The 18,774-nt window shown below is 41.8% G+C and carries 16 protein-coding genes and 2 tRNA genes; 6 read left to right on the forward strand and 12 right to left on the reverse strand.

The window, feature by feature from the left end:
• Positions 1-52 precede the first annotated feature (52 nt).
• Positions 53-1,288 (forward strand): multifunctional CCA addition/repair protein, encoded by a 1,236-nt coding sequence (locus FTU64_RS03970; protein ID WP_180020723.1) that lies wholly within the window; start codon positions 53-55, stop codon positions 1,286-1,288.
• Positions 1,289-1,477: 189 nt separating this feature from the next.
• Complete coding sequence (locus FTU64_RS03975; protein WP_180049066.1) at positions 1,478-1,918, forward strand: GNAT family N-acetyltransferase; 441 nt, start codon at positions 1,478-1,480, stop codon at positions 1,916-1,918.
• Between the two features lie 36 nt (positions 1,919-1,954).
• Here FTU64_RS03975 and epmA read toward each other — a convergent pair whose 3' ends face one another.
• The 6 genes from epmA to greB all read right to left on the reverse strand — a co-directional run bounded on the left by epmA (position 1,955) and on the right by greB (position 6,020).
• Positions 1,955-2,923, reverse strand: a complete 969-nt coding sequence (gene epmA, locus FTU64_RS03980; RefSeq protein ID WP_373683566.1) for an EF-P lysine aminoacylase EpmA — start codon at positions 2,921-2,923, stop codon at positions 1,955-1,957.
• Positions 2,924-2,928: 5 nt separating this feature from the next.
• Positions 2,929-3,996 (reverse strand): 4-phosphoerythronate dehydrogenase, encoded by a 1,068-nt coding sequence (locus tag FTU64_RS03985; RefSeq protein WP_180049068.1) that lies wholly within the window; start codon positions 3,994-3,996, stop codon positions 2,929-2,931.
• Between the two features lie 115 nt (positions 3,997-4,111).
• Positions 4,112-4,864, reverse strand: coding sequence for a class II aldolase/adducin family protein (locus FTU64_RS03990; protein ID WP_180059265.1), 753 nt, complete (start codon positions 4,862-4,864; stop codon positions 4,112-4,114).
• Between the two features lie 167 nt (positions 4,865-5,031).
• Positions 5,032-5,121: transfer RNA gene (locus FTU64_RS03995), tRNA-Ser, on the reverse strand.
• Between the two features lie 228 nt (positions 5,122-5,349).
• Positions 5,350-5,439 (reverse strand) — tRNA-Ser (locus tag FTU64_RS04000).
• An 86-nt stretch (positions 5,440-5,525) separates the two neighbouring features.
• The gene (gene greB, locus FTU64_RS04005) at positions 5,526-6,020 is read right to left on the reverse strand and encodes a transcription elongation factor GreB (RefSeq protein WP_180003371.1); all 495 of its coding nucleotides are present in this window, start codon (positions 6,018-6,020) and stop codon (positions 5,526-5,528) included.
• A 365-nt stretch (positions 6,021-6,385) separates the two neighbouring features.
• Here greB and FTU64_RS04010 point away from each other — a divergent pair, with 365 nt between their 5' ends.
• Positions 6,386-7,498 (forward strand): transglycosylase SLT domain-containing protein, encoded by a 1,113-nt coding sequence (locus FTU64_RS04010; RefSeq protein ID WP_180003373.1) that lies wholly within the window; start codon positions 6,386-6,388, stop codon positions 7,496-7,498.
• Positions 7,499-7,573: 75 nt separating this feature from the next.
• Here the strand turns inward: FTU64_RS04010 and FTU64_RS04015 are convergent, their stop codons facing one another.
• Positions 7,574-7,957, reverse strand: a complete 384-nt coding sequence (locus FTU64_RS04015) for an SCP2 sterol-binding domain-containing protein (protein ID WP_078190434.1) — start codon at positions 7,955-7,957, stop codon at positions 7,574-7,576.
• Positions 7,958-8,179: 222 nt separating this feature from the next.
• The gene (gene ttcA / locus FTU64_RS04020; RefSeq protein WP_168378304.1) at positions 8,180-9,109 is read right to left on the reverse strand and encodes a tRNA 2-thiocytidine(32) synthetase TtcA; all 930 of its coding nucleotides are present in this window, start codon (positions 9,107-9,109) and stop codon (positions 8,180-8,182) included.
• A 500-nt stretch (positions 9,110-9,609) separates the two neighbouring features.
• On the opposite strand from ttcA, the gene FTU64_RS04025 reads away from it, so the two are divergent.
• Entirely contained in the window at positions 9,610-10,476 is an 867-nt protein-coding gene (locus FTU64_RS04025) for a lytic transglycosylase domain-containing protein (RefSeq protein ID WP_168378305.1), read from the forward strand.
• 133 nt (positions 10,477-10,609) lie between these two features.
• Positions 10,610-11,515, forward strand: coding sequence for a protease HtpX (htpX, locus tag FTU64_RS04030; RefSeq protein WP_078190437.1), 906 nt, complete (start codon positions 10,610-10,612; stop codon positions 11,513-11,515).
• Positions 11,516-11,663: 148 nt separating this feature from the next.
• On the opposite strand, the gene FTU64_RS04035 is transcribed toward htpX, so the two are convergent.
• The 3 genes from FTU64_RS04035 to FTU64_RS04045 all read right to left on the reverse strand — a co-directional run bounded on the left by FTU64_RS04035 (position 11,664) and on the right by FTU64_RS04045 (position 17,012).
• The gene (locus FTU64_RS04035; protein WP_180059266.1) at positions 11,664-12,254 is read right to left on the reverse strand and encodes a DUF4112 domain-containing protein; all 591 of its coding nucleotides are present in this window, start codon (positions 12,252-12,254) and stop codon (positions 11,664-11,666) included.
• A gap of 80 nt (positions 12,255-12,334) precedes the next feature.
• Complete coding sequence (mgtE, locus tag FTU64_RS04040) at positions 12,335-13,678, reverse strand: magnesium transporter (protein WP_180059267.1); 1,344 nt, start codon at positions 13,676-13,678, stop codon at positions 12,335-12,337.
• 232 nt (positions 13,679-13,910) lie between these two features.
• Positions 13,911-17,012, reverse strand: coding sequence for a multidrug efflux RND transporter permease subunit (locus FTU64_RS04045; protein WP_180059268.1), 3,102 nt, complete (start codon positions 17,010-17,012; stop codon positions 13,911-13,913).
• 342 nt (positions 17,013-17,354) lie between these two features.
• On the opposite strand from FTU64_RS04045, the gene FTU64_RS04050 reads away from it, so the two are divergent.
• Positions 17,355-18,476 (forward strand): glycerophosphodiester phosphodiesterase family protein, encoded by a 1,122-nt coding sequence (locus FTU64_RS04050; RefSeq protein ID WP_180059269.1) that lies wholly within the window; start codon positions 17,355-17,357, stop codon positions 18,474-18,476.
• Between the two features lie 56 nt (positions 18,477-18,532).
• Here FTU64_RS04050 and FTU64_RS16475 read toward each other — a convergent pair.
• The coding region (locus tag FTU64_RS16475; protein WP_373683918.1) for a hypothetical protein at positions 18,533-18,774 on the reverse strand (242 nt) is incomplete at its 5' end.

Genomic DNA, 18,774 nt, shown 5'->3' on the forward strand with positions numbered 1-18,774 from the left:
TGAGAAAACCTCTGTTCTGTAGCATGATTGCTCTAAGAATAGAGGTTTTTTCATGCAAGTTTATTTAGTAGGCGGTGCAGTTCGAGATCACTTGCTCGGGCACCCCTATCACGAAAAAGATTATGTCGTTGTCGGTGCAACGCCGGAACAATTACTTGCTCAAGGTTATCAACCTGTGGGTAAAGATTTCCCTGTTTTTCTTCATCCAGAGACCAAAGACGAATATGCCTTAGCCCGTACAGAACGTAAGTCTGGACATGGGTATCATGGCTTTGAATTTTATACCGACGTCAATGTCACACTCGAACAAGATCTCATTCGACGTGACCTCACGATCAATGCGATTGCCATGGATGATGCTGGCCAAATTTATGATCCCTACCATGGTCAACAAGATTTAGAGCGACGCATCCTTCGCCATGTGTCTGATGCCTTCGTCGAAGATCCTTTGCGAGTTCTGCGGATTGCACGTTTTGCAGCACGTTATAAAGCTTTAGGTTTTAAAGTGGCTGAAGAAACACTTGCGCTGATGCAAGAGCTTGCCAAATCTGGCGAGCTTGAAGCCCTCACACCTGAACGCGTATGGAAGGAAACATCCCGTGCATTAATGGAAGACCATGCAGATGAATATTTTGAAGTCTTAAGAGCCTGTGGCGCTTTAAAAGTCTTATTCCCTGAAATTGATGCGTTATACGGTATTCCACAGCGTCCTGAATATCATCCTGAAATAGACTGTGGTATTCATACCATGATGTCATTGCAGCAAGCCTGTCGTGCCAATTATTCTTTGGATGTTCGTTTTGCTGTACTGGTACACGACTTGGGCAAAGCACTCACTCCAGTAGATGAGTTACCACGCCATATCATGCATGAAGAACGTGGGGTAAAACCGGTTACCGAAGTCTGTGACCGTATGCGTGTACCCACCAATACCAAGCAATTGGCCATTTCAGTATGTAAAGAGCATTTAAAATGCCATCAAGCCTTGAGTTTAAAACCGGGGACATTATGGCGTCTGTTACAACGTATGGATGTACTACGCCGTCCTGAACGCGTAGAGGCCTTTGTACAAGCCTGTGAATGTGATTCACGTGGTCGCTTAGGTTTAGAGGATCGTGCCTATCCGCAAGCTCAATACGTTTTAGATGCTATGCAGGTGGTTCGTAATATTAAGGCTGCCGATCTTCCACCTGATGTATCAGGGCCGGATATTGGTGAAATGCTGATTGAACGACGTATCCAAGCCATTGCAGAACTAAAAACCAGTCAATATGCAGTTGAAGCATAATTAGAGCACCTTCGGGTGCTTTTTTAATTTACCTTTTCTATATTTTCCTTTTCTATATTTTTAAAACTTTAACTTTTGCAATATTTCACCTTGCCCTTTCAGATATAGATAAGCTTTGAAAAATATCTGCATTCACATCAAGGCTCATTCATCTATGCTCTAAGGAAAACAAACCATCGAGCTGACAATATGCATCCCCAAATTCGTCCACTACACCTCCCAAAAGATCTCCTCGACATTCATCAACTCACACTCCAATTGGGTTATGAAATACCACCAGAGCGACTCCAACAGCATTGGCAGTTGATTCATTTGGATAAGCATTATCAAACCTTGGTGATGATGGCTGATGACCGCGTCATTGGTTATGCAGGTTTTATCCAACAATACAGTTGGGAGTTTGAGGAAGGATTTATTCGGATTCAGGCTTTTGTCATTGATGCCAGTTATCGCGGTCAAGGTTTAGGGCGACGCTTCATGCAAGCCATTGAGCAAAGCGCTCGGCGACAAGGTCTAAAACGTATTTTACTCAACAGTGGTAATCGTCCTGAACGCTATGCCGCACATGCTTTTTATCAAAATTTAGGGTTTGAAGCCTATAGTTTGGGTTTTACTAAACATTTAAATTGATCGGCCAATTTTACCATCAGCCGATCAAGACATTTTTTAAGAAATATCAGCTGGGAAACTAATGACTTTTTCAAGTTTTAACTGATTCGTTGCCACCATTAGCAATCGATCAATGCCTAAGGCTATACCTGCACACTCACTCATATACGGTAATGCAGCAAGCAAATATTCATCAATCGGCATCACATGCAAGCCAAGTTTAGCGCGCTCTGCATTATCCGCCTCAAAACGACGGCGTAAAACGTCTGCATCAATCAGTTCATCATAAGCATTTGCTAACTCTAAACCTTCGATATATAGCTCAAATCGTGCTGCAACTAATTCACCATCTTCGTCCACACGGGTTTTCGCCAAAGAAGCCATTTCCGGTGGAAAATCTGTAAGGAACACTGGCGTATCAAAACCGAGGCTCGGCTCAACATAATGCGAGAACAATAAATCGATATAGCCTAAACGGTCTTCACCCAGATCTAAGCTTAGTCCCACACGACGACAGCAATCTTTCAGATCTTGTAAAGAAGCTTGTAACGGGTTCAAATCCAAACGATCCATAAAGGCATGCTTATAGCTCAAAATAGTTGGACGAACTTCACCAAAGCGCTGTTTCAAAGTTTCATTCAATAAGTCCGTCACTTCAAACATCAAGTCTTTTAAGCTAAAACCCGGACGGTACCATTCCAACATGGTGAATTCACTGTTGTGTTTACGTCCATGTTCATCATCACGGAAAACTTTACAGATTTGGTAAATAGATCCACTGCCACTTGCCAACAGACGTTTCATGGCAAATTCAGGTGAAGTTTGCAAATAATGCGTTTGCTTTTGACCATTCACATGGCGCTGAGCCTGTACCGATGCTAAATGCACATCGGTGACACCCGCTTGAGAAAGCACAGGTGTTTCCACTTCTAGTACATCACGTGCCGCAAAAAACTGGCGAATTTGAGCATACATCGTGGCACGTGCACGAAGTGCAGTGAGTTCACAACTCGGTTGAAAGTTCATTTGACTCATGCTGCTGGGCCTCCATGTGCAGCCCATTCACGGCGTAAAGGATAGGTTTTACGTAAATAATCAAAGGCTTTTTGATCCACCTTACCGTCTTTTAGGCAAGCACGTAAGTTGGCATCATCACGAGCGATATCATAAATATCTTTTAAGTAACGCTGTAATACCGTCTTAAAGTCAGCACCCGTAAAATATTGTTCACAGACAGGCAACTGGCTTTCAAAAGCCTTATTTATCGGTTGATTGAAAGTTTGACAGAATGCTTCATAGATCATCTGTGTGCCACGCGCTTTACCTTCCAAGCTATAGCCGGCAATATGCGGTGTCACCAGGTAAATTAAATCTAACAACGCTGCTGAAATCTCTGGCTCATGTTCAAAAACGTCTAAGACCACTTTACGCTGAGTCTGTTGAATATCGGCAATTAAGGCAGCTTCTTCGACCACTGGCCCACGCGCGGAATTAATCAATATCGCAGTTGGCTTCATAGTAGAAAGTGCAGCAGCGTTGATTAAATGATAGGTAGGATGTTCACCCTCTTTAGTCAGTGGGACATGGGCACTAATCGCATCTGCATTTTTTAACAGTTCTGCAAATTCAACTTGTTTCACCTGATCAGATTGCACAAATGGATCATAGCCAATGACATTCCAACCGAATAATTCTGCCATGACGGCCAAACGTGAACCAACATTACCTAAACCAACGATGCCCAAGGTAAATTGTTCATTTGCATTCAACAATTCAGGTTTAACGTAAAGCAATGCCGTAATCACATATTCTGCAACCGCTTGTGCATTACAACCTGCGGCATTTGACCAAGCAATCCCCTGCTTTTCTAAAGCAGTAATCTCTAAATGATCTGTTCCAATCGTAGCACTACCGACAAATTTGAGTGCGGTCTGTTGAATTAAGTCTGCATTTACCTGAGTCACCGATCGCACCAATAATGCATCGGCTTCTTTGACATCTTCATGGGTCAGTGTTCGACCTGCTGCTTGCTTTATTTCACCAAATTCGGCAAAAAAATACTCAGTAAATGCCAGATTTTCATCTGCAACGATTTTCATAGTTCATCTCATAGTTCCACTATAAACATGATAACGCGTTGCCCAAGCCATGACTATTCTTCTGCACATGAGGCATAGCGCCTATACTCTATGAGCTAGATGATTGAAAATTATATTAGCGACAATAATCTGACCGCTGATCTTCAATTAAAGACAAGGCCGCCTGCCAAGCCGCTTGAATAATGGGCTCGGCCATCGGATTTTCAAACTGCTGCAACGTATGTTCACAAACCTTCGGACTTGGATAATGCAATGTAGCACTCGACAATGCTTTTACTTGAATTTGACAAGCTCGTTCTAAAAAGTAAATTTCATGAAATGCCCGTGCCACACTATCCCCAGTCGCAAGCAAACCGTGATTGCGTAAAATCATGCAGCGATAATCACCCATATCCTGCACCAACCTTTCACGCTCTTCAGTTGAAAAGGCTATGCCCTCATATTCATGATAAGCAATGTTCTGATAGAACTTTAACGCATGTTGCGAAATTGGCAATAAACCATGTTCCTGCGCAGAAACTGCCACGCCATCGGCAGTATGCGTATGAATCACGCAATTAATATTTGTACGTGCATGATGTAAGGCAGAATGAATCACAAAACCTGCGACATTCACCATCTTCCCCGCATCATAGGTTTCAACAATTTTACCTTCATGATCAATTTTGACCAAATCCGAAGCCGTCATTTTGTCAAAGGTCACACCATAGCGATTAATCAGAAAATGCTCAGGTTCATGACTTAAACGCAGGCTGATATGGGTATCAATTAAGTCGGTCATTTTATAATAAGCCACCAAGCGATACAGTGCCGCCAATTGACAACGCGCTTGCCATTCCAGTTCATGAATAAGCTCTGATTTTTGCATGGGTGAATTCCTTTTCCAAATCGATTGATCTTGTTTTCTGTTTATTGTGAATAATTAATAGCATGTCATATCCATGCTGTATATCAGCTTCGCCTGTAGAAAAAAACTATTCAAAAAATTTAGGCAATAAAAAAACCCCAATGTAAAACATTGGGGTTTTTTGAATATGGCGGAAGCGGTGAGATTCGAACTCACGGAGGACTCGCGCCCTCGTCGGTTTTCAAGACCGGTGCATTAAACCGCTCTGCCACGCTTCCATGGCCGCTATCATATAAATAAAAATTCAGATTGGCAAATTATTTTGCCTTATTTTGAACACTTGGCGAATCGTTCATACAAAATTTAGGCGATTGTAAAATTTTGGCTTAGAGCTGAAAAATAGATGCTCAATCAATATGTATTGAATTGAGATCAAGGCAAATTGCATTGCCTCAATTTACGCATATAAAAAAACCCTGATGTTAAAACATCAGGGTTTTTGAATTTGGCGGAAGCGGTGAGATTCGAACTCACGGAGGACTCGCGCCCTCGTCGGTTTTCAAGACCGGTGCATTAAACCGCTCTGCCACGCTTCCATGGCCGCCATCATATAAATAAATTTCAGCAATGGCAAATTATTTTGTAAAAAACACGTCCAATTGAACAAAATAAGAGCAGTTTGTTATTTTTCAGTACTTTCGCCCATTTCATAACGAATTGAATTGATATACCAACATTTTTTTCCCAGTGGGGTCAGGACTTCGACCTCATCATCCACTTGCTTGGACAGGAGTGCTCGAGCCATAGGTGAATCAATTGAGATATGCTGTGGATGATGATCATAAATTTCATCTACCCCCACGATCCTTAACGTTTTTTGTTCGCCTTCATCATTTTCAATATCGACCCACGCCCCAAAATAGACTTTCCCTTTTTGTTCGGGTGAATAATCGATAATACGAAGCTCTTCCAAACGTTTTCCCAAATAGCGTACACGTCGGTCAATTTTGCGTAACAATTGCTTATTATATTGATAATCCGCGTTTTCCGAACGGTCGCCAAGACTGGCCGCCCAGTTCACTTTTTTGGTAATTTCAGGTCGTTCTTCATGCCATAAATGTTGAAGTTCAGCGACCAATAAATCGTGTCCACCACGGGTAATTAAGTTAGATTTCATGATGATTTTTCGGCCTTGAGCAAGCGCTGATTTTTACAAAACATGCCTATTTTATCCTCCATTTCTACACAGGCAAAGTATATAAAATTTATTCGTAAACAAAATCAATTATTTATGTTACATATTTTAATATTTTTTCGTACAAAATTTGACAAGTATTTTTTTGCTTATTATTATGCGCACATCTTTTAGGCTTGTTTAATTTTTATCCAGTGTAGATTTTCTACACATTTCCCGAAAACCCCTAGTCATTTTTGAATGACGTCATGACTGCCCAACCCTTATTGAATTTATCAAACTTGAAAAAGTCTGAGGCGTGTTTGCCTTTGCTTTTTAGGGCATAAATTACTTGTAGCGGAGACAACATGCACAGTAGTTCAACTTCTGGGTCGAGGCTTTGCCTTAACTCTTTTAACTCTCTCCCATTTAAAGCGCTTGCACTCAGTACTGTCTTAATTCCTTTTCACAGTATTAATGCCAGCAAAACAGCTCATCAATATGATGCTGTCGTCAACAGTAATAAACTCACTGTTGTTGCCGTTGCCAATCCTGACATTGTTTTTCAGGATGGTAAACATCGACATGGTTTTGGTTACGACCTTGCACGTAACTATGCAGAAAGTTTAAATGTCCAATTAGATTTTAAAACAGTGAACGACAATGCCACTGCTTTAAAAATGGTTGCCAAAGGTCAAGCTAATTTTGCTATGACCACTGCCGAAATGAGTACCATTGAAGCCAAACACTTGACTTCATTTTCAGCCAGTTGTGGTGATACCGTTTCTTTGAAAAAAAATGGTTTAAACAGCAACTTAAACTGGGTATTTAAAAATGCAGATGATCCACTCAGCCAAACCGCAAGTGGTTTTATTTGCCGAGCCAAACAAAATGGCGCAATTGGACAGTTGGCATCGTTCTACAACCGTAATGTGGTCAAACAAGATTCTTGGAATGTGATTCAACGTGATTTAAGTAAACGTATGCCAATCTATAAGGCAAGTTTTAAAAACACGGCCAAGCAATATGACCTAGACTGGCATTTATTGGCAGCGATTGGTTATCAAGAGTCTTACCTCAAACCTGACTCGGTATCCCCGACGGGTGTTCGTGGCATTATGATGCTGACCAACAGTACAGCAAAAGCCATGGGTGTGAGCAACCGTACAGATGCGACGCAAAGCATTCAGGGCGGTGCTAAGTACTATGACCAAATGCTAAATCGTTATAGCAACATTCCCTACCCAGATCGTAATTGGTATGCCTTAGTGGCGTATAACATGGGTCCTGGTGCTGTAAGTCAGATTCAAAAGCGCATCCAAGCTCAGGGTAAAAACCCGAATAAGTGGGTGAACTTATATGCTTATCTCGACCGTAACAAAGCCAGCAATGGTCGTTATCGTCAAGCCGTGCAATATGTCACACGTATTCGTGCTTATTTGGAACATATTAAAACCACACCACAACTGGTGAATATCTAATATGCGTCCATCTAACATTTACATGTGAGCGCACAAAAAAAGCTTACCTTCGGGTAAGCTTTTTTCTTTTTGGACTTAAGCAGTTTGCTCAAGTACTTTTTTGAATAAATCTTTTTGTTCAGTACTTGGTTTTGCAGTTTGCAATGCCATCAATTGTGACATATCACCTTGTACTTTAATTTTGCCCGTCATAAATGCTTGCATCGCTGCAGCCATATCAAACTCAAGGAATACTTTACGTAAAGTTTCAGCATCCATGTTCAACGTTGTTTTCGCGTTTGAAGATAAACCTTTTTTAATTGCACCACCGTCTAATGACAATTCAGTATTGCCTGCAGCGTCAGCAACCACAAGGTTAATTGCAAGATTAGCCAATGCAGGTGGTAAGTTTAAATCACCAGCTTGAGCTGTCAGAGTTTCTACAGTTGAAAACCAATCATCAGTTAAAAAAGCAGGCATGATCTTTCCTCAATTTATTTTGTTCGTGTGTGTTGCCGTTCCGGACAACATCAGTGCAAGCATATTTTGCTTGAGGCTTGTTATAGCATGATCATTTGCGAAAAGGCTAAAGTTTTTTGTACGCACCGTTCAATATTTAACTGTTTAACAACAAAATGAGAAAAATCATAAGCATAAAAAAGGCATTCCGTAGAATGCCTTTTGCGTGATGAAGTTTTCGGCTTAATCTGCCATAAAACCTAAGTTCACCATATTAATGCGTTTGCTTTCAGGCTCACCTTCTTCAGTTGAACAACTTTCGCTATTTTTGAAGTCAAATTCGCGTTGTTCATCCAAGGCTTCAAAGTCGAATAACTCACGGTCTGCCAGTTGTGAAGGCGATACATTTTGCAATGCGCCAAAAATACTGTGTAAACGTTTTGGAAATTCTTTATCCCAAGTACGCAGCATGTCATTTAGCATCGCACGTTGTAAGTTTTCCTGTGAACCACACAAGTTACATGGGATAATTGGGAACTTACGCATTTCTGCATACTTGATAATGTCTTTTTCTTCCACATAAGCCAGTGGACGAATCAAAATGTTCTTTTTATCAGAAGACAATAATTTCGGTGGCATGGCTTTTAAGCTACCGCCATGGAACAAGTTCAAGAAGAACGTCGCCAAAATATCATCACGATGATGACCTAAAGCCACTTTCGTCGCCCCAATTTCTTGAGCAAAGCCGTATAACGAACCACGACGTAAACGTGAGCATACTGCACAATACGTTTTACCTTCTGGGGTTAAACGTTTAGTAATGCTGTAGGTATCTTTTTCTAAGATGTAATACGGAATTTTGTTTTCTTCTAAATAACGTGGCAATACTTCTTCAGGGAAACCCGGTTGTTTTTGGTCAAGGTTGACCGCAACCACATCAAAATTAATCGGTGCAATACGCTTAAACTGCAACAAAATGTCGAGCAAGGTATAACTGTCTTTACCGCCTGAAATACAGACCATCACCTTGTCGCCCTCTTCGATCATTTTAAAATCACGAATGGCATGACCGACCTGACGGCGTAGCTTTTTCAATAAACGATAATACGCAGAGCTAGTTGGTAGTTCTGGTTTGAAATTAAATCCTTGTTCGGACTCAACTGGCGAGAACATAGACGAGTTAAACCTAAAAAAAAATACCGCGCAATTTTATCCGATTCGCAGACTTCTCGCATCAAAAGAATGTAATTTCCGAAAAAAGTAAAAATACTGTCATGATCACGTAATCCTCAGCGCATTATTTTATACGGTCGAGTTCATTTTTTAGGCGAAACGCTTATCTTTTGGACTTTTCCACAGTTGTCCACAAAAGCTGTGGATAACTTTGTGGATTTTAAATGACTTGACAAGGTGAGCTGCCCTTATTTTAAGGCTTCTATTTAAATTGATTATTTTTTGATCAATTTATTATCCCTTACTTATCAATGCTTTAGATGTGTCAAGTTATGCTCATTAAAAAAAAATAAATATTTTTTTTGATTATTGAATCATCAAAATGACTTGATTTTTACAAAGTAAAGAAGAAATCAGCCCTCGAAGCCTTTTCATCTGATTTTTTTTTGATAAACTCTATTTTAACTGTTTGGGGACAGAATTTTTTTCTTCACAATAAAATGAAAAACAATACTTGGACTTTGGGGCTGTTATTAAGTGGAAGTGTGGCTATCAGTTTAGCTGCACCGAGCATTTTTGCCGGCCAAACGATCTATCAATTACGTGAAAGTAACGGCACAACGCTACTAACCAATAAACAAGGCCGCTATAGCAATCTGAAAGTCGAGAAAAAAACCTACTATCCGGACAGTAATATCCATAGTTATAGTAACTGGGGCTCAAATGAAGCGTCTGTGTTGCCAAGCTATAGCCGTAATAAAAATGCCTTTGACAATATTATTAAACAAGCCGCGGCCCAACATGGTGTTTCCGAAGGTCTGATCAAAGCGGTGATGCATACCGAATCTGGTTTTAACACCAATGCACGCTCACCAGTCGGTGCGCAAGGATTAATGCAACTCATGCCTGCCACAGCACGTCGCTTCAATGTATCGAATGCCTACGATCCACATCAGAACATTATGGCTGGTGCGCGCTATTTATCTTGGCTACTGAAACGTTTTAATGGCAACACCTCACTTGCCTTAGCTGGTTATAACGCAGGTGAAGGCAATGTCGCAAAATATGGTGGCATCCCACCTTTTCGTGAAACTCAAGACTATGTCCGCCGTGTCACTAGCCGCTACAGCAACCTATATGCTGGTAGTTTAAGTGTCTCGGGTTCGAGCAGTTCAAATAGCACTTCTACTAATAGTGGTCGGATTATTGCCAGTTCGGACAATTACCATGCCGCTGCCCCTGCTGTTGCCAAGTCACCGGCACGTCAAATTATTCAAACGGACAATGGTAGTTTTACCGATGCACCTTCAGGTTCATTTGCGACAGCAAATGCTTCTGCCTCAGCGCGCATTTATCTCAATGAATAAAATCACTGATTTTGTAAAATTGCATCTGTTTTACTAATTTTTCCTTGAAATTTTAAGACTTTCACCTCATATTGAGTTTAATGATTTTTATTTGTAAATCAGATCATTTTTCTATAATAAGAGGATTTACCCAATGATGCGGATTGGTTTGTTCTTGCTGACCAACCTCGCGGTACTGGTTGTAGCTGGCATAATCTTGTCACTCTTCGGTGTCGGTAGTTACCACGGTGCAGGCGGCTTAAACTTAGGCAACTTGCTCGTTATCTGTTTTGTGTTCGGTATGGTGGGTTCGATGATCTCACTATTCATGTCAAAATGGATGGCGAAAAAAACCACGGGTACAGAGCTGATTGACCCTAATGCACCACGTAGCCAAGCTGAAGCATGGTTACTCAACGAAGTTGCGCAACTAGCACAACGTTCTGGTATCAAAATGCCAGAAGTGGGTATTTTCCCATCGTACCAGTCAAATGCCTTTGCAACAGGCTGGAACAAAAATGATGCTTTAGTGGCGGTTTCTACCGGTCTACTGGAGCGTATGAACAAAGATGAACTCCGTGCCGTACTCGCTCACGAAATTGGTCACGTAGCCAATGGTGACATGGTGACCCTTGCTTTGGTGCAAGGTGTAGTCAACGCCTTTGTCATGTTCTTTGCACGTGTAGCAGGTGACTTTATCGACCGTAATGTCTTCGGTCGTGAAGATGGTGAAGCACCGGGTATCGCATACTTCGTCATTACGATTGTATTAGATATTGTCTTTGGTATCGCAGCGTCTGCTATTGTGATGTGGTTTTCTCGCTACCGTGAATACCGTGCCGATGAAGCTGGTGCGCGTCTAGCAGGTAAACAAGCGATGATTTCTGCCCTATTACGTTTACAAGCAGAATCTGAAATGCCAGATCAAATGCCAAAAGAAATGAAAGCCTTTGCTATTTCTGCGGGTCAAGAACAAGGTTTCAGCTTAGCTGCATTGTTCCAAACACACCCAACGATTGAACAACGTGTTGCGGCTTTACAACAATTAGATTGCCCATAATTCAGCATCTGATGTAAGTCGTAAAAAAGCCTCCCTATGGAGGCTTTTTTTGAGTCTAATTTTTTCTCAGAGCGTTTACTGTTTTATCAATCACTTTTCAGTTGAACAGCCTTTCATTGCTAGCACTCAAGCCACAAATCTGTCCTATCTACAATACCCCATTGGCCTTTAACCATTGCCAAAGCAATGAACCGCCCATGTAAATTGCAAAGATAAACACCAATAAGAAAATCATCCCGAGTATATCTGGGATATGGATCCATAACCATGCAATCACAGGGTTGCGCCAAAAAGCCGATTGCTGTTGTTTCTCTTCTAATTTTTCATGTAAAAACGGATGTACCACATGTTGGTCTGTACTGATTTGATATTCTTCGCGAATATGCGTGTGTACGACATCTAAAGCTTTACGGCTCGGTCGAATAAACACATCGAAGATCGTCCCTGCAACAGGAATAAACCCCACGACAGCATCCATAACCGCGAGTTTCATCACACCATTTAATTTGGCTTGTGGTACGCCAATCTGTTCGGCTTTATAGACGGCATAGCAGGTCAAGACGAATCCTGCGATATCACCAGCGACCGGAATGGTACTCAACGCTGCATCTGCACCTACCCCTTGTCGGGTAAATGGAATTCGAACCACCGAGTCCATCATATTGGCAAACTTTGCGAGATCGCGTTCAAGACGAATGACTTCTTGCTTTGACATTTTTTGTTTTAATGGTTCAGTCATGTTTTATCCAATAAAAACCGTGTAAATCACTGAGATTAAAACATATTAGAAGTCTTCAATCTGTAGCAAAATGCTAATCTCTATAAATTAAGCAATTGCGATGCAATCATCAAATACACCACCACGCCGGTCGCATCACAAATCGAGGTTACCAATGGTGCAGATGCACTTGCAGGATCGAGCTTTAACTTGTTGAGTATAAAGGGCAAACTCATCCCAATTAAACAACCAAGCAATACGATGCCCATCATACTTAAAGCCAAGACTAAAGCGACGGTTGCATCACCACGGTAGTAGCCTAAAATCGATACAGCAATGGCCATGGTTCCGCCGAGGCAAAGTGCGACGAGCGTCTCCCGTCCCAACAAATAAAACCAATCTCGAATTTTTACATCCCCTGTGGCAAGCGCTCGCACCATTAAAGTCGCAGACTGTGAACCTGCATTGCCTCCACTTCCGACCAGTAAGGGTAAGAAAAAAACCAAGACGATATGTGCGGCAATGATGTCTTCATAATATGAAATGCCTAATCCGGACAATAAGCTGCCAAAGACCAATATCACCAACCAGAACACCCGCTTTTGATACAACTTTAAAATCGGTGCTTTATTAATGCTCATACCTGGTTCGGTACTCACCGCACTGGCTTTTAAAAAGTCTTCAGTGGTTTCAGCCTGTACCACATCCATCGCATCATCATAGGTGACAATCCCCATCAAACGCTGGGCATGATCCACAATCGGCAAGGCCATAAAATCATATTCTGCCAATTTTCGAGCAATACTTTCTTGGTCTTCATCTATCCAGCCGGTCACCACATCTTTGGTCATCACCTGTTGAATCCGTGCATCACGATCGGCCTGCAAAATTTGCCGCAGTGAAATCACTCCTTCTAATTGAGACTGATCATTGGTGACATAAATTAAATACAGGGTTTCACGGTCATGCGGTTCATGGCGTAAGGCCTCTATAGCTTGTTGCATGGTAAAGTCAGCAGGCATACTGACATAGTCTGAACTCATGATTGCACCTGCAGACTCTTCTGCATATGCAGATAACGCCTTTAGATGCTCTTGGGTATCTTGATCAAGTTGTTGATAAATCCGATCTTGTTCTGCATCAGTTAAACTTTTATATAAGTCCGTTGCATCATCAGAATGCATATCATCAAATAGTTCAATTTGTAGACGCAGTGGATAACGTGAAATCAGCTGTCGCTGTGACTCAAAAGGGAAAAACTCAAATACCAAGCCTTGATGGTCTAAACCTGAAAGTAACTCGATTTGATCTTCGATTGGAAATTGCTGAATTAAACGAGCCTGATCAGCGTAGTTCAGAGGCTGTAAAGCGAAAACTGCTGCTGCATAATTTTGTTGTTGCAGCAAAGCGGAAATTTCACGCTGTCTTTGTATTAAATCCGCCATTCAACTCACTCTTATTTTAATCTTTCTATGTAGAGCACATTTTGAAGGATAAACTAAAGAGTTTCAAATCTCTTCAATATGTTCTCGGTGAACGTTCTTTGCGAAAATTCTCTGTGAACATTCCCTGTCGAAAGTTTGGTGACATAAATTTGGCGACATAAAAAGCCACCGCGATGTACTCAAGCTTTCACGGTGGCTTTTACTAGAGCTATACACTGTGCGTGAATTATTTCTAAGTTTCAGACACCGGTTTGATTTTAAAAATAGAGCGGACCATCACATACATAAACGGAATAAAAATCAGCACCAAGACCGTACCGAATATTACCCCACCGAGTACGCTTACCCCAATCTCTTGACGACTGGCTGCACCTGCGCCAAAAGCAAGAACTAAAGGAACCACCCCTGCACCAAAAGCCAAAGAGGTCATCAAAATAGGACGTAAACGTAGTGCTGCGCCTTCCATTGCAACCTCGATTACATGTTTGCCTTTTTCTTGTGCCATCGCTGCAAACTCTACAAGCAAGATCGCATTTTTACAGGACAGACCGATGGTCGTCAGCAAGGCAATTTGGAAATAGATGTCATTTGGAAAACCGGTCATGTAGCTAAACAAAATATTACCGCCTATCCCGAGTGGAATCGCACTCATGACTGCGGTCGGAATGCTCCAACTTTCATATAGGGCGGCAAGACAGAGGAAAATAAATCCAATCGAGACCAAATATAGCCAAATCGCTTGATGACTTGATTTTTGCTCTTCAAAAGATAAACCACTCCATGCCACATCCACGCCAGGCACCTGATCGACTAAAGCTTTAACATCCTGCATGGCTTGGCCACTTGAGACATTTTTGGCTGTATCCGCTTCCATTTGTAATGCGGTGTATCCCATAAAGCGATTGACGACTTCAGGGCCGCCACTCCAGCCAATGGTTGAAAAATTACTAAATGGAATCATTTCATTTTGGTCATTACGTACATGCCAATAAGCCAAATCTTCTGGTTTAGAACGGAATTCGGCATCTGCCTGCATCATGACGCGTTTAATACGTCCACGGTCAATGAAATCGTTAATATAACTCCCGCCCCATGCACTACTCATGGTGCTATTAATCGCATTTTGCGTTAAACCCATAGCCATCGCTTGTTTTTGATCAATATCAACTTTCAGTTCAGCTTTGTCTGGGTTAGAGCGTTTGTCTAAATTTTCGAAACTACTGAATTGTGCGGATTTCTCTTGCAGGCTTTTAAATTGCTCATCGAGATAAGCACGACCCTCACCATTCATATCTCGCAGCCAAAACTCCAGACCATCGGTTTGCCCAAGACCGCTGACTGAAGACGGCATGCTGACATTGATTTGTGCATTGTTGAACTTTTTAAAATGTTTCATAGCACGTTCACGAATCGCTTGCGCTGAATTGTATTGTCCTGAACGTTCATCCCAATGCTTCAGTGCAATAAAGCCTTGCCCTAAGTTTTGACCCGTACCAGAAAAATTTCGTCCATAACGAATCATCACCAAATCAATATTTTGCTTTTCTTCAGTCAAAAAGTACTGCCGAATTTGTTCACCGATCTCACGACTTTTCGACATCGGTGCACCTTCTTGTAATTTAAGTTGCACACTCAAAATGCCCTGGTCTTCACTAGGAATAAAACTGGTCGGCAAAGCACGATAAAACAAAGCAAATACCGTAATGAGCCCCGCAAACAAAACCACCGTCCATAAGCGATAACGAACCGTGGCTTGTGCAAGTGCTAGATATTTGGTTTTTAAAGTCTCTAATTTGGTGTTAAACCAAATCGCCCAGCGCTGTGGTTTCGGATTGGGTTTTAAAATTAAGGCACATAATGCAGGGGTTAAAATCAGCGCAACCATCAGTGACAAGCCCATTGCAGCCACAAGTGTTATGGAAAATTGTCTATAGATCACGCCCGTTGAGCCACCAAAGAACGCCATGGGAATAAATACAGCGGTCAATACCAAAGTAATCCCGATTAATGCCCCGCTAATTTCATGCATCGACTCGATGGCCGCTTGTTTTGCTGTTAACTGTTGTTCATGCATTAAACGTTCGACGTTTTCCACCACAACAATCGCATCATCGACCAACAGACCGATGGCCAGTACCAATGCAAACAATGTGAGCGTATTAATGGTCATGCCCAAAGCATATAAAATCGCTAAAGTCCCAAGAATCACCACAGGCACCGTAATCGCAGGTATCAGCGTTGCTCGCCAATTTTGTAAGAAGATAAACATCACCAAAACCACCAGTAAAACGGCTTCGAATAACGTTTTCACCACTTCTTTAATCGATTCTTGTACAAATGGCGTGTTATCCCGTGGATAAACGATTTTATAACCGGCAGGTAATTGCTTCGCTAACTGTTCAATTTCTTGCTTAATTAAGGCTGAGGTTTCAAGTGCATTTGCCCCAGAAGCCAATGAGATCCCCATCCCTGAAGATGGATACCCGTTAATGGTATTAACCCCTGAATAATTTTCCGCACCCAATTCAACACGTGCAACGTCTTTTAAATAGACAAAACTGCCGTTTCGTGCAGATTTGACAATAATATTTTCAAATTCTTCAACTGACTTTAAACGTGAACCTGAAGTGACTTTTGCATTGAGATATTGATCCGATACACTCGGCAATTCACCTACGGCTCCGGCTGCAACCTGCGTATTTTGTGATTCAACAGCCGCACGGATATCACTGGGCATAAGGCTATATTGCTTTAACTTCAGTGGGTTGAGCCAAATGCGCATGGCAAATTGCGAACCAAAAACATCGACTTCACCGATACCCTCAATTCGAGCAATGTCCTGCTCTAGATGAGTCATCATATAGTCACCAAGTTCGATATTCGAACTCTTGCCAGTCTCATCATAGAGGCCGATAACCATATGGGTATCACCCAAAGATTTATAGACATTTACCCCTTGGCGCTGCACATCTTCAGGCAGCCGATTGATTACTCCATTTATGGCATTTTGTACTTGTACTTGAGCGGTATCTGGGTCAGTGCCATTTTCAAAACTGATGCTGATCCGGCTTCGACCTGAAGAGTCGCTGCTTGAACTAAAATATAAAAGGTGATCAATTCCTTTAATTTGTTGTTCAAGAACTTGTGTGACACTTTCCTCAACTGTTTCTGCTGACGCACCGCTATAACTTGCGCTGACCGTAATTCGTGGTGGCGCAATATCTGGATAGCGCTCTACCGGTAAATTGAGCACAGCAAATAGCCCGAGCGCCATGACGATGATCGCCAAGACACCTGCAAAAATCGGTCGATAAATAAAAAACTTAGACAGCATCAGTCCATGTCACTTTTCAATTAATGAAATAAAATATGTTGATTGATTTTTTCAAAAAATCTTATTGATAATCAATCACAATGTGCTTGATTACAAGCCTAGACTACATAAAAACCTTGCTTGAAGCGAAATATGTAGAAAATATGGAGAGCCTCCACTTCAGCTATTTTAGTAAATTTATGTGACAAAACCGCCTCTGTCATGAAGTCTTAGCCACTGCCCTGCAATGTATGCCTGCAACTTCATTCATTTAAATAAAAAGATGCCGAGGCAGCCATGCAAAAATAATTAACAAAACAGTTAAATCTAGCCATAACAAGCAAAGTGAAATCCTCATGGGGCGTGTCTTCACTGCTCCTTTTTAGCGTTTTTGGTTTATCTGCATGTAATTCGGATGACGATAAAACCCATGTCACCAAGCCCCCTATTTTGCCTGATACAGGTTTTGTCATTGTTGGGCATCGTGGTGCCAGTGCTTTGCGACCCGAGCATACCCTTGCCGCATATCAAAAAGCGATTGATGATGGTGCGGATTTTATCGAACCCGATTTAGTGCCAACCAAGGATGGCTATCTGGTTGCGCGCCATGAAAGTGAAATTTCAGGGACAACCAATATTAGTACGCTGTCACAATTTGCGGATCGAAAAACCACCAAAAAAATCGATGGTATCGACTATACAGGATGGTTTACAGAAGACTTTAATTTGAATGAACTGACTCAAAATGTAAAAGCACGTGAGCGTATTGCTCAATATCGCCCTAATAACACTCAATATAATGATCAATACAGCATCCCAACGCTCGAACAAATCATTGAACTTGCCGACGCTCACTATAAAAAAACTGGGAAAATTGTTGGTTTATATATTGAAACCAAGCATCCCACATTTTTCCAACAGCAAAATCTAGCCATGGAAGATCGCTTACTCACAACGCTTGCCAAATACAGTTATACACGTGATATCGCGCCTGTATATTTACAGTCTTTTGAAACCACCAATCTTAAATACTTACGTGATCAACTCACGCAAAAGAAAACCCTCAAACATGGCAAAATTATTCAATTATTAGATAGTCCAACTGCCATACCGGGTGACTTACAGCAACAAAGCTCACCTCAAAATTATGCAAGTTTAGCCACTGCAGAAGGCCTAAAATCAGTGGCTAAATATGCAGATGGTGTAGGCCCAAGTAAAACGTATATCTTTTCAAACACTGAATTTAAACAAACCAGTTTTGTCAAAGATGCCCATGCTGCTGGTTTGAAAGTCCATCCTTATACACTCAGACCTGAAAATGGTTTTTTACCTGACTATTTAAAATGTAGCTCTGTGGCGACAGAACGCTGTGATACCGGTGCGGCCAAAGAATTTGAAAACTTCTATAAAGCTGGTGTAGATGGTGTATTTGCCGATGATCCAGGACTGGCACGTAAAACCTTAACGCAACTGCAAAAGCCCTAATTTTCCTAAAATGAAAAAAGACGCCGAGGCGTCTTTTTTATTGTTCAATGGAAACCTTAAAGCGGGTTTGCCAAATATTCTGCGGCTGACTGCGTTGCCACTGGCTGAGGTGCTGGAGCTGTCGGAGCTGTCGGAGCTGTCGGAGCTGTCGGAGCTGTCGAAGCTGTCGGAGCTGTCGGAGCTGTCGGAGCTGTCGGAGCTGTCGGAGCTGTCGGAGCTGTCGGAGCTGTCGGAGCTGTCGGAGCTGTCGGAGCTGTCGGAGCTGTCGGAGCTGTCGGAGCTGTCGGAGCTGTCGGAG

It is taken from the genome of Acinetobacter sp. YH12128, from assembly GCF_013418655.1.
GTDB lineage: Bacteria > Pseudomonadota > Gammaproteobacteria > Pseudomonadales > Moraxellaceae > Acinetobacter > Acinetobacter amyesii.

Bases quoted from the DNA above. Each gene is read 5' to 3' on its own strand.
- FTU64_RS04010 (WP_180003373.1), top strand. From the start codon at position 6,386: ATGCACAGTAGTTCAACTTCTGGGTCGAGGCTTTGCCTTAACTCTTTT.
- FTU64_RS04035 (WP_180059266.1), bottom strand. From the start codon at position 12,254: ATGACTGAACCATTAAAACAAAAAATGTCAAAGCAAGAAGTCATTCGT.
- greB (WP_180003371.1), bottom strand. From the start codon at position 6,020: ATGAAATCTAACTTAATTACCCGTGGTGGACACGATTTATTGGTCGCT.
- FTU64_RS03970 (WP_180020723.1), top strand. From the start codon at position 53: ATGCAAGTTTATTTAGTAGGCGGTGCAGTTCGAGATCACTTGCTCGGG.
- FTU64_RS04025 (WP_168378305.1), top strand. From the start codon at position 9,610: ATGAAAAACAATACTTGGACTTTGGGGCTGTTATTAAGTGGAAGTGTG.
- FTU64_RS03985 (WP_180049068.1), bottom strand. From the start codon at position 3,996: ATGAAAATCGTTGCAGATGAAAATCTGGCATTTACTGAGTATTTTTTT.
- FTU64_RS03990 (WP_180059265.1), bottom strand. From the start codon at position 4,864: ATGCAAAAATCAGAGCTTATTCATGAACTGGAATGGCAAGCGCGTTGT.
- FTU64_RS03975 (WP_180049066.1), top strand. From the start codon at position 1,478: ATGCATCCCCAAATTCGTCCACTACACCTCCCAAAAGATCTCCTCGAC.
- FTU64_RS04015 (WP_078190434.1), bottom strand. From the start codon at position 7,957: ATGCCTGCTTTTTTAACTGATGATTGGTTTTCAACTGTAGAAACTCTG.
- FTU64_RS04045 (WP_180059268.1), bottom strand. From the start codon at position 17,012: ATGCTGTCTAAGTTTTTTATTTATCGACCGATTTTTGCAGGTGTCTTG.
- epmA (WP_373683566.1), bottom strand. From the start codon at position 2,923: ATGAACTTTCAACCGAGTTGTGAACTCACTGCACTTCGTGCACGTGCC.
- mgtE (WP_180059267.1), bottom strand. From the start codon at position 13,678: ATGGCGGATTTAATACAAAGACAGCGTGAAATTTCCGCTTTGCTGCAA.
- ttcA (WP_168378304.1), bottom strand. From the start codon at position 9,109: ATGTTCTCGCCAGTTGAGTCCGAACAAGGATTTAATTTCAAACCAGAA.
- htpX (WP_078190437.1), top strand. From the start codon at position 10,610: ATGATGCGGATTGGTTTGTTCTTGCTGACCAACCTCGCGGTACTGGTT.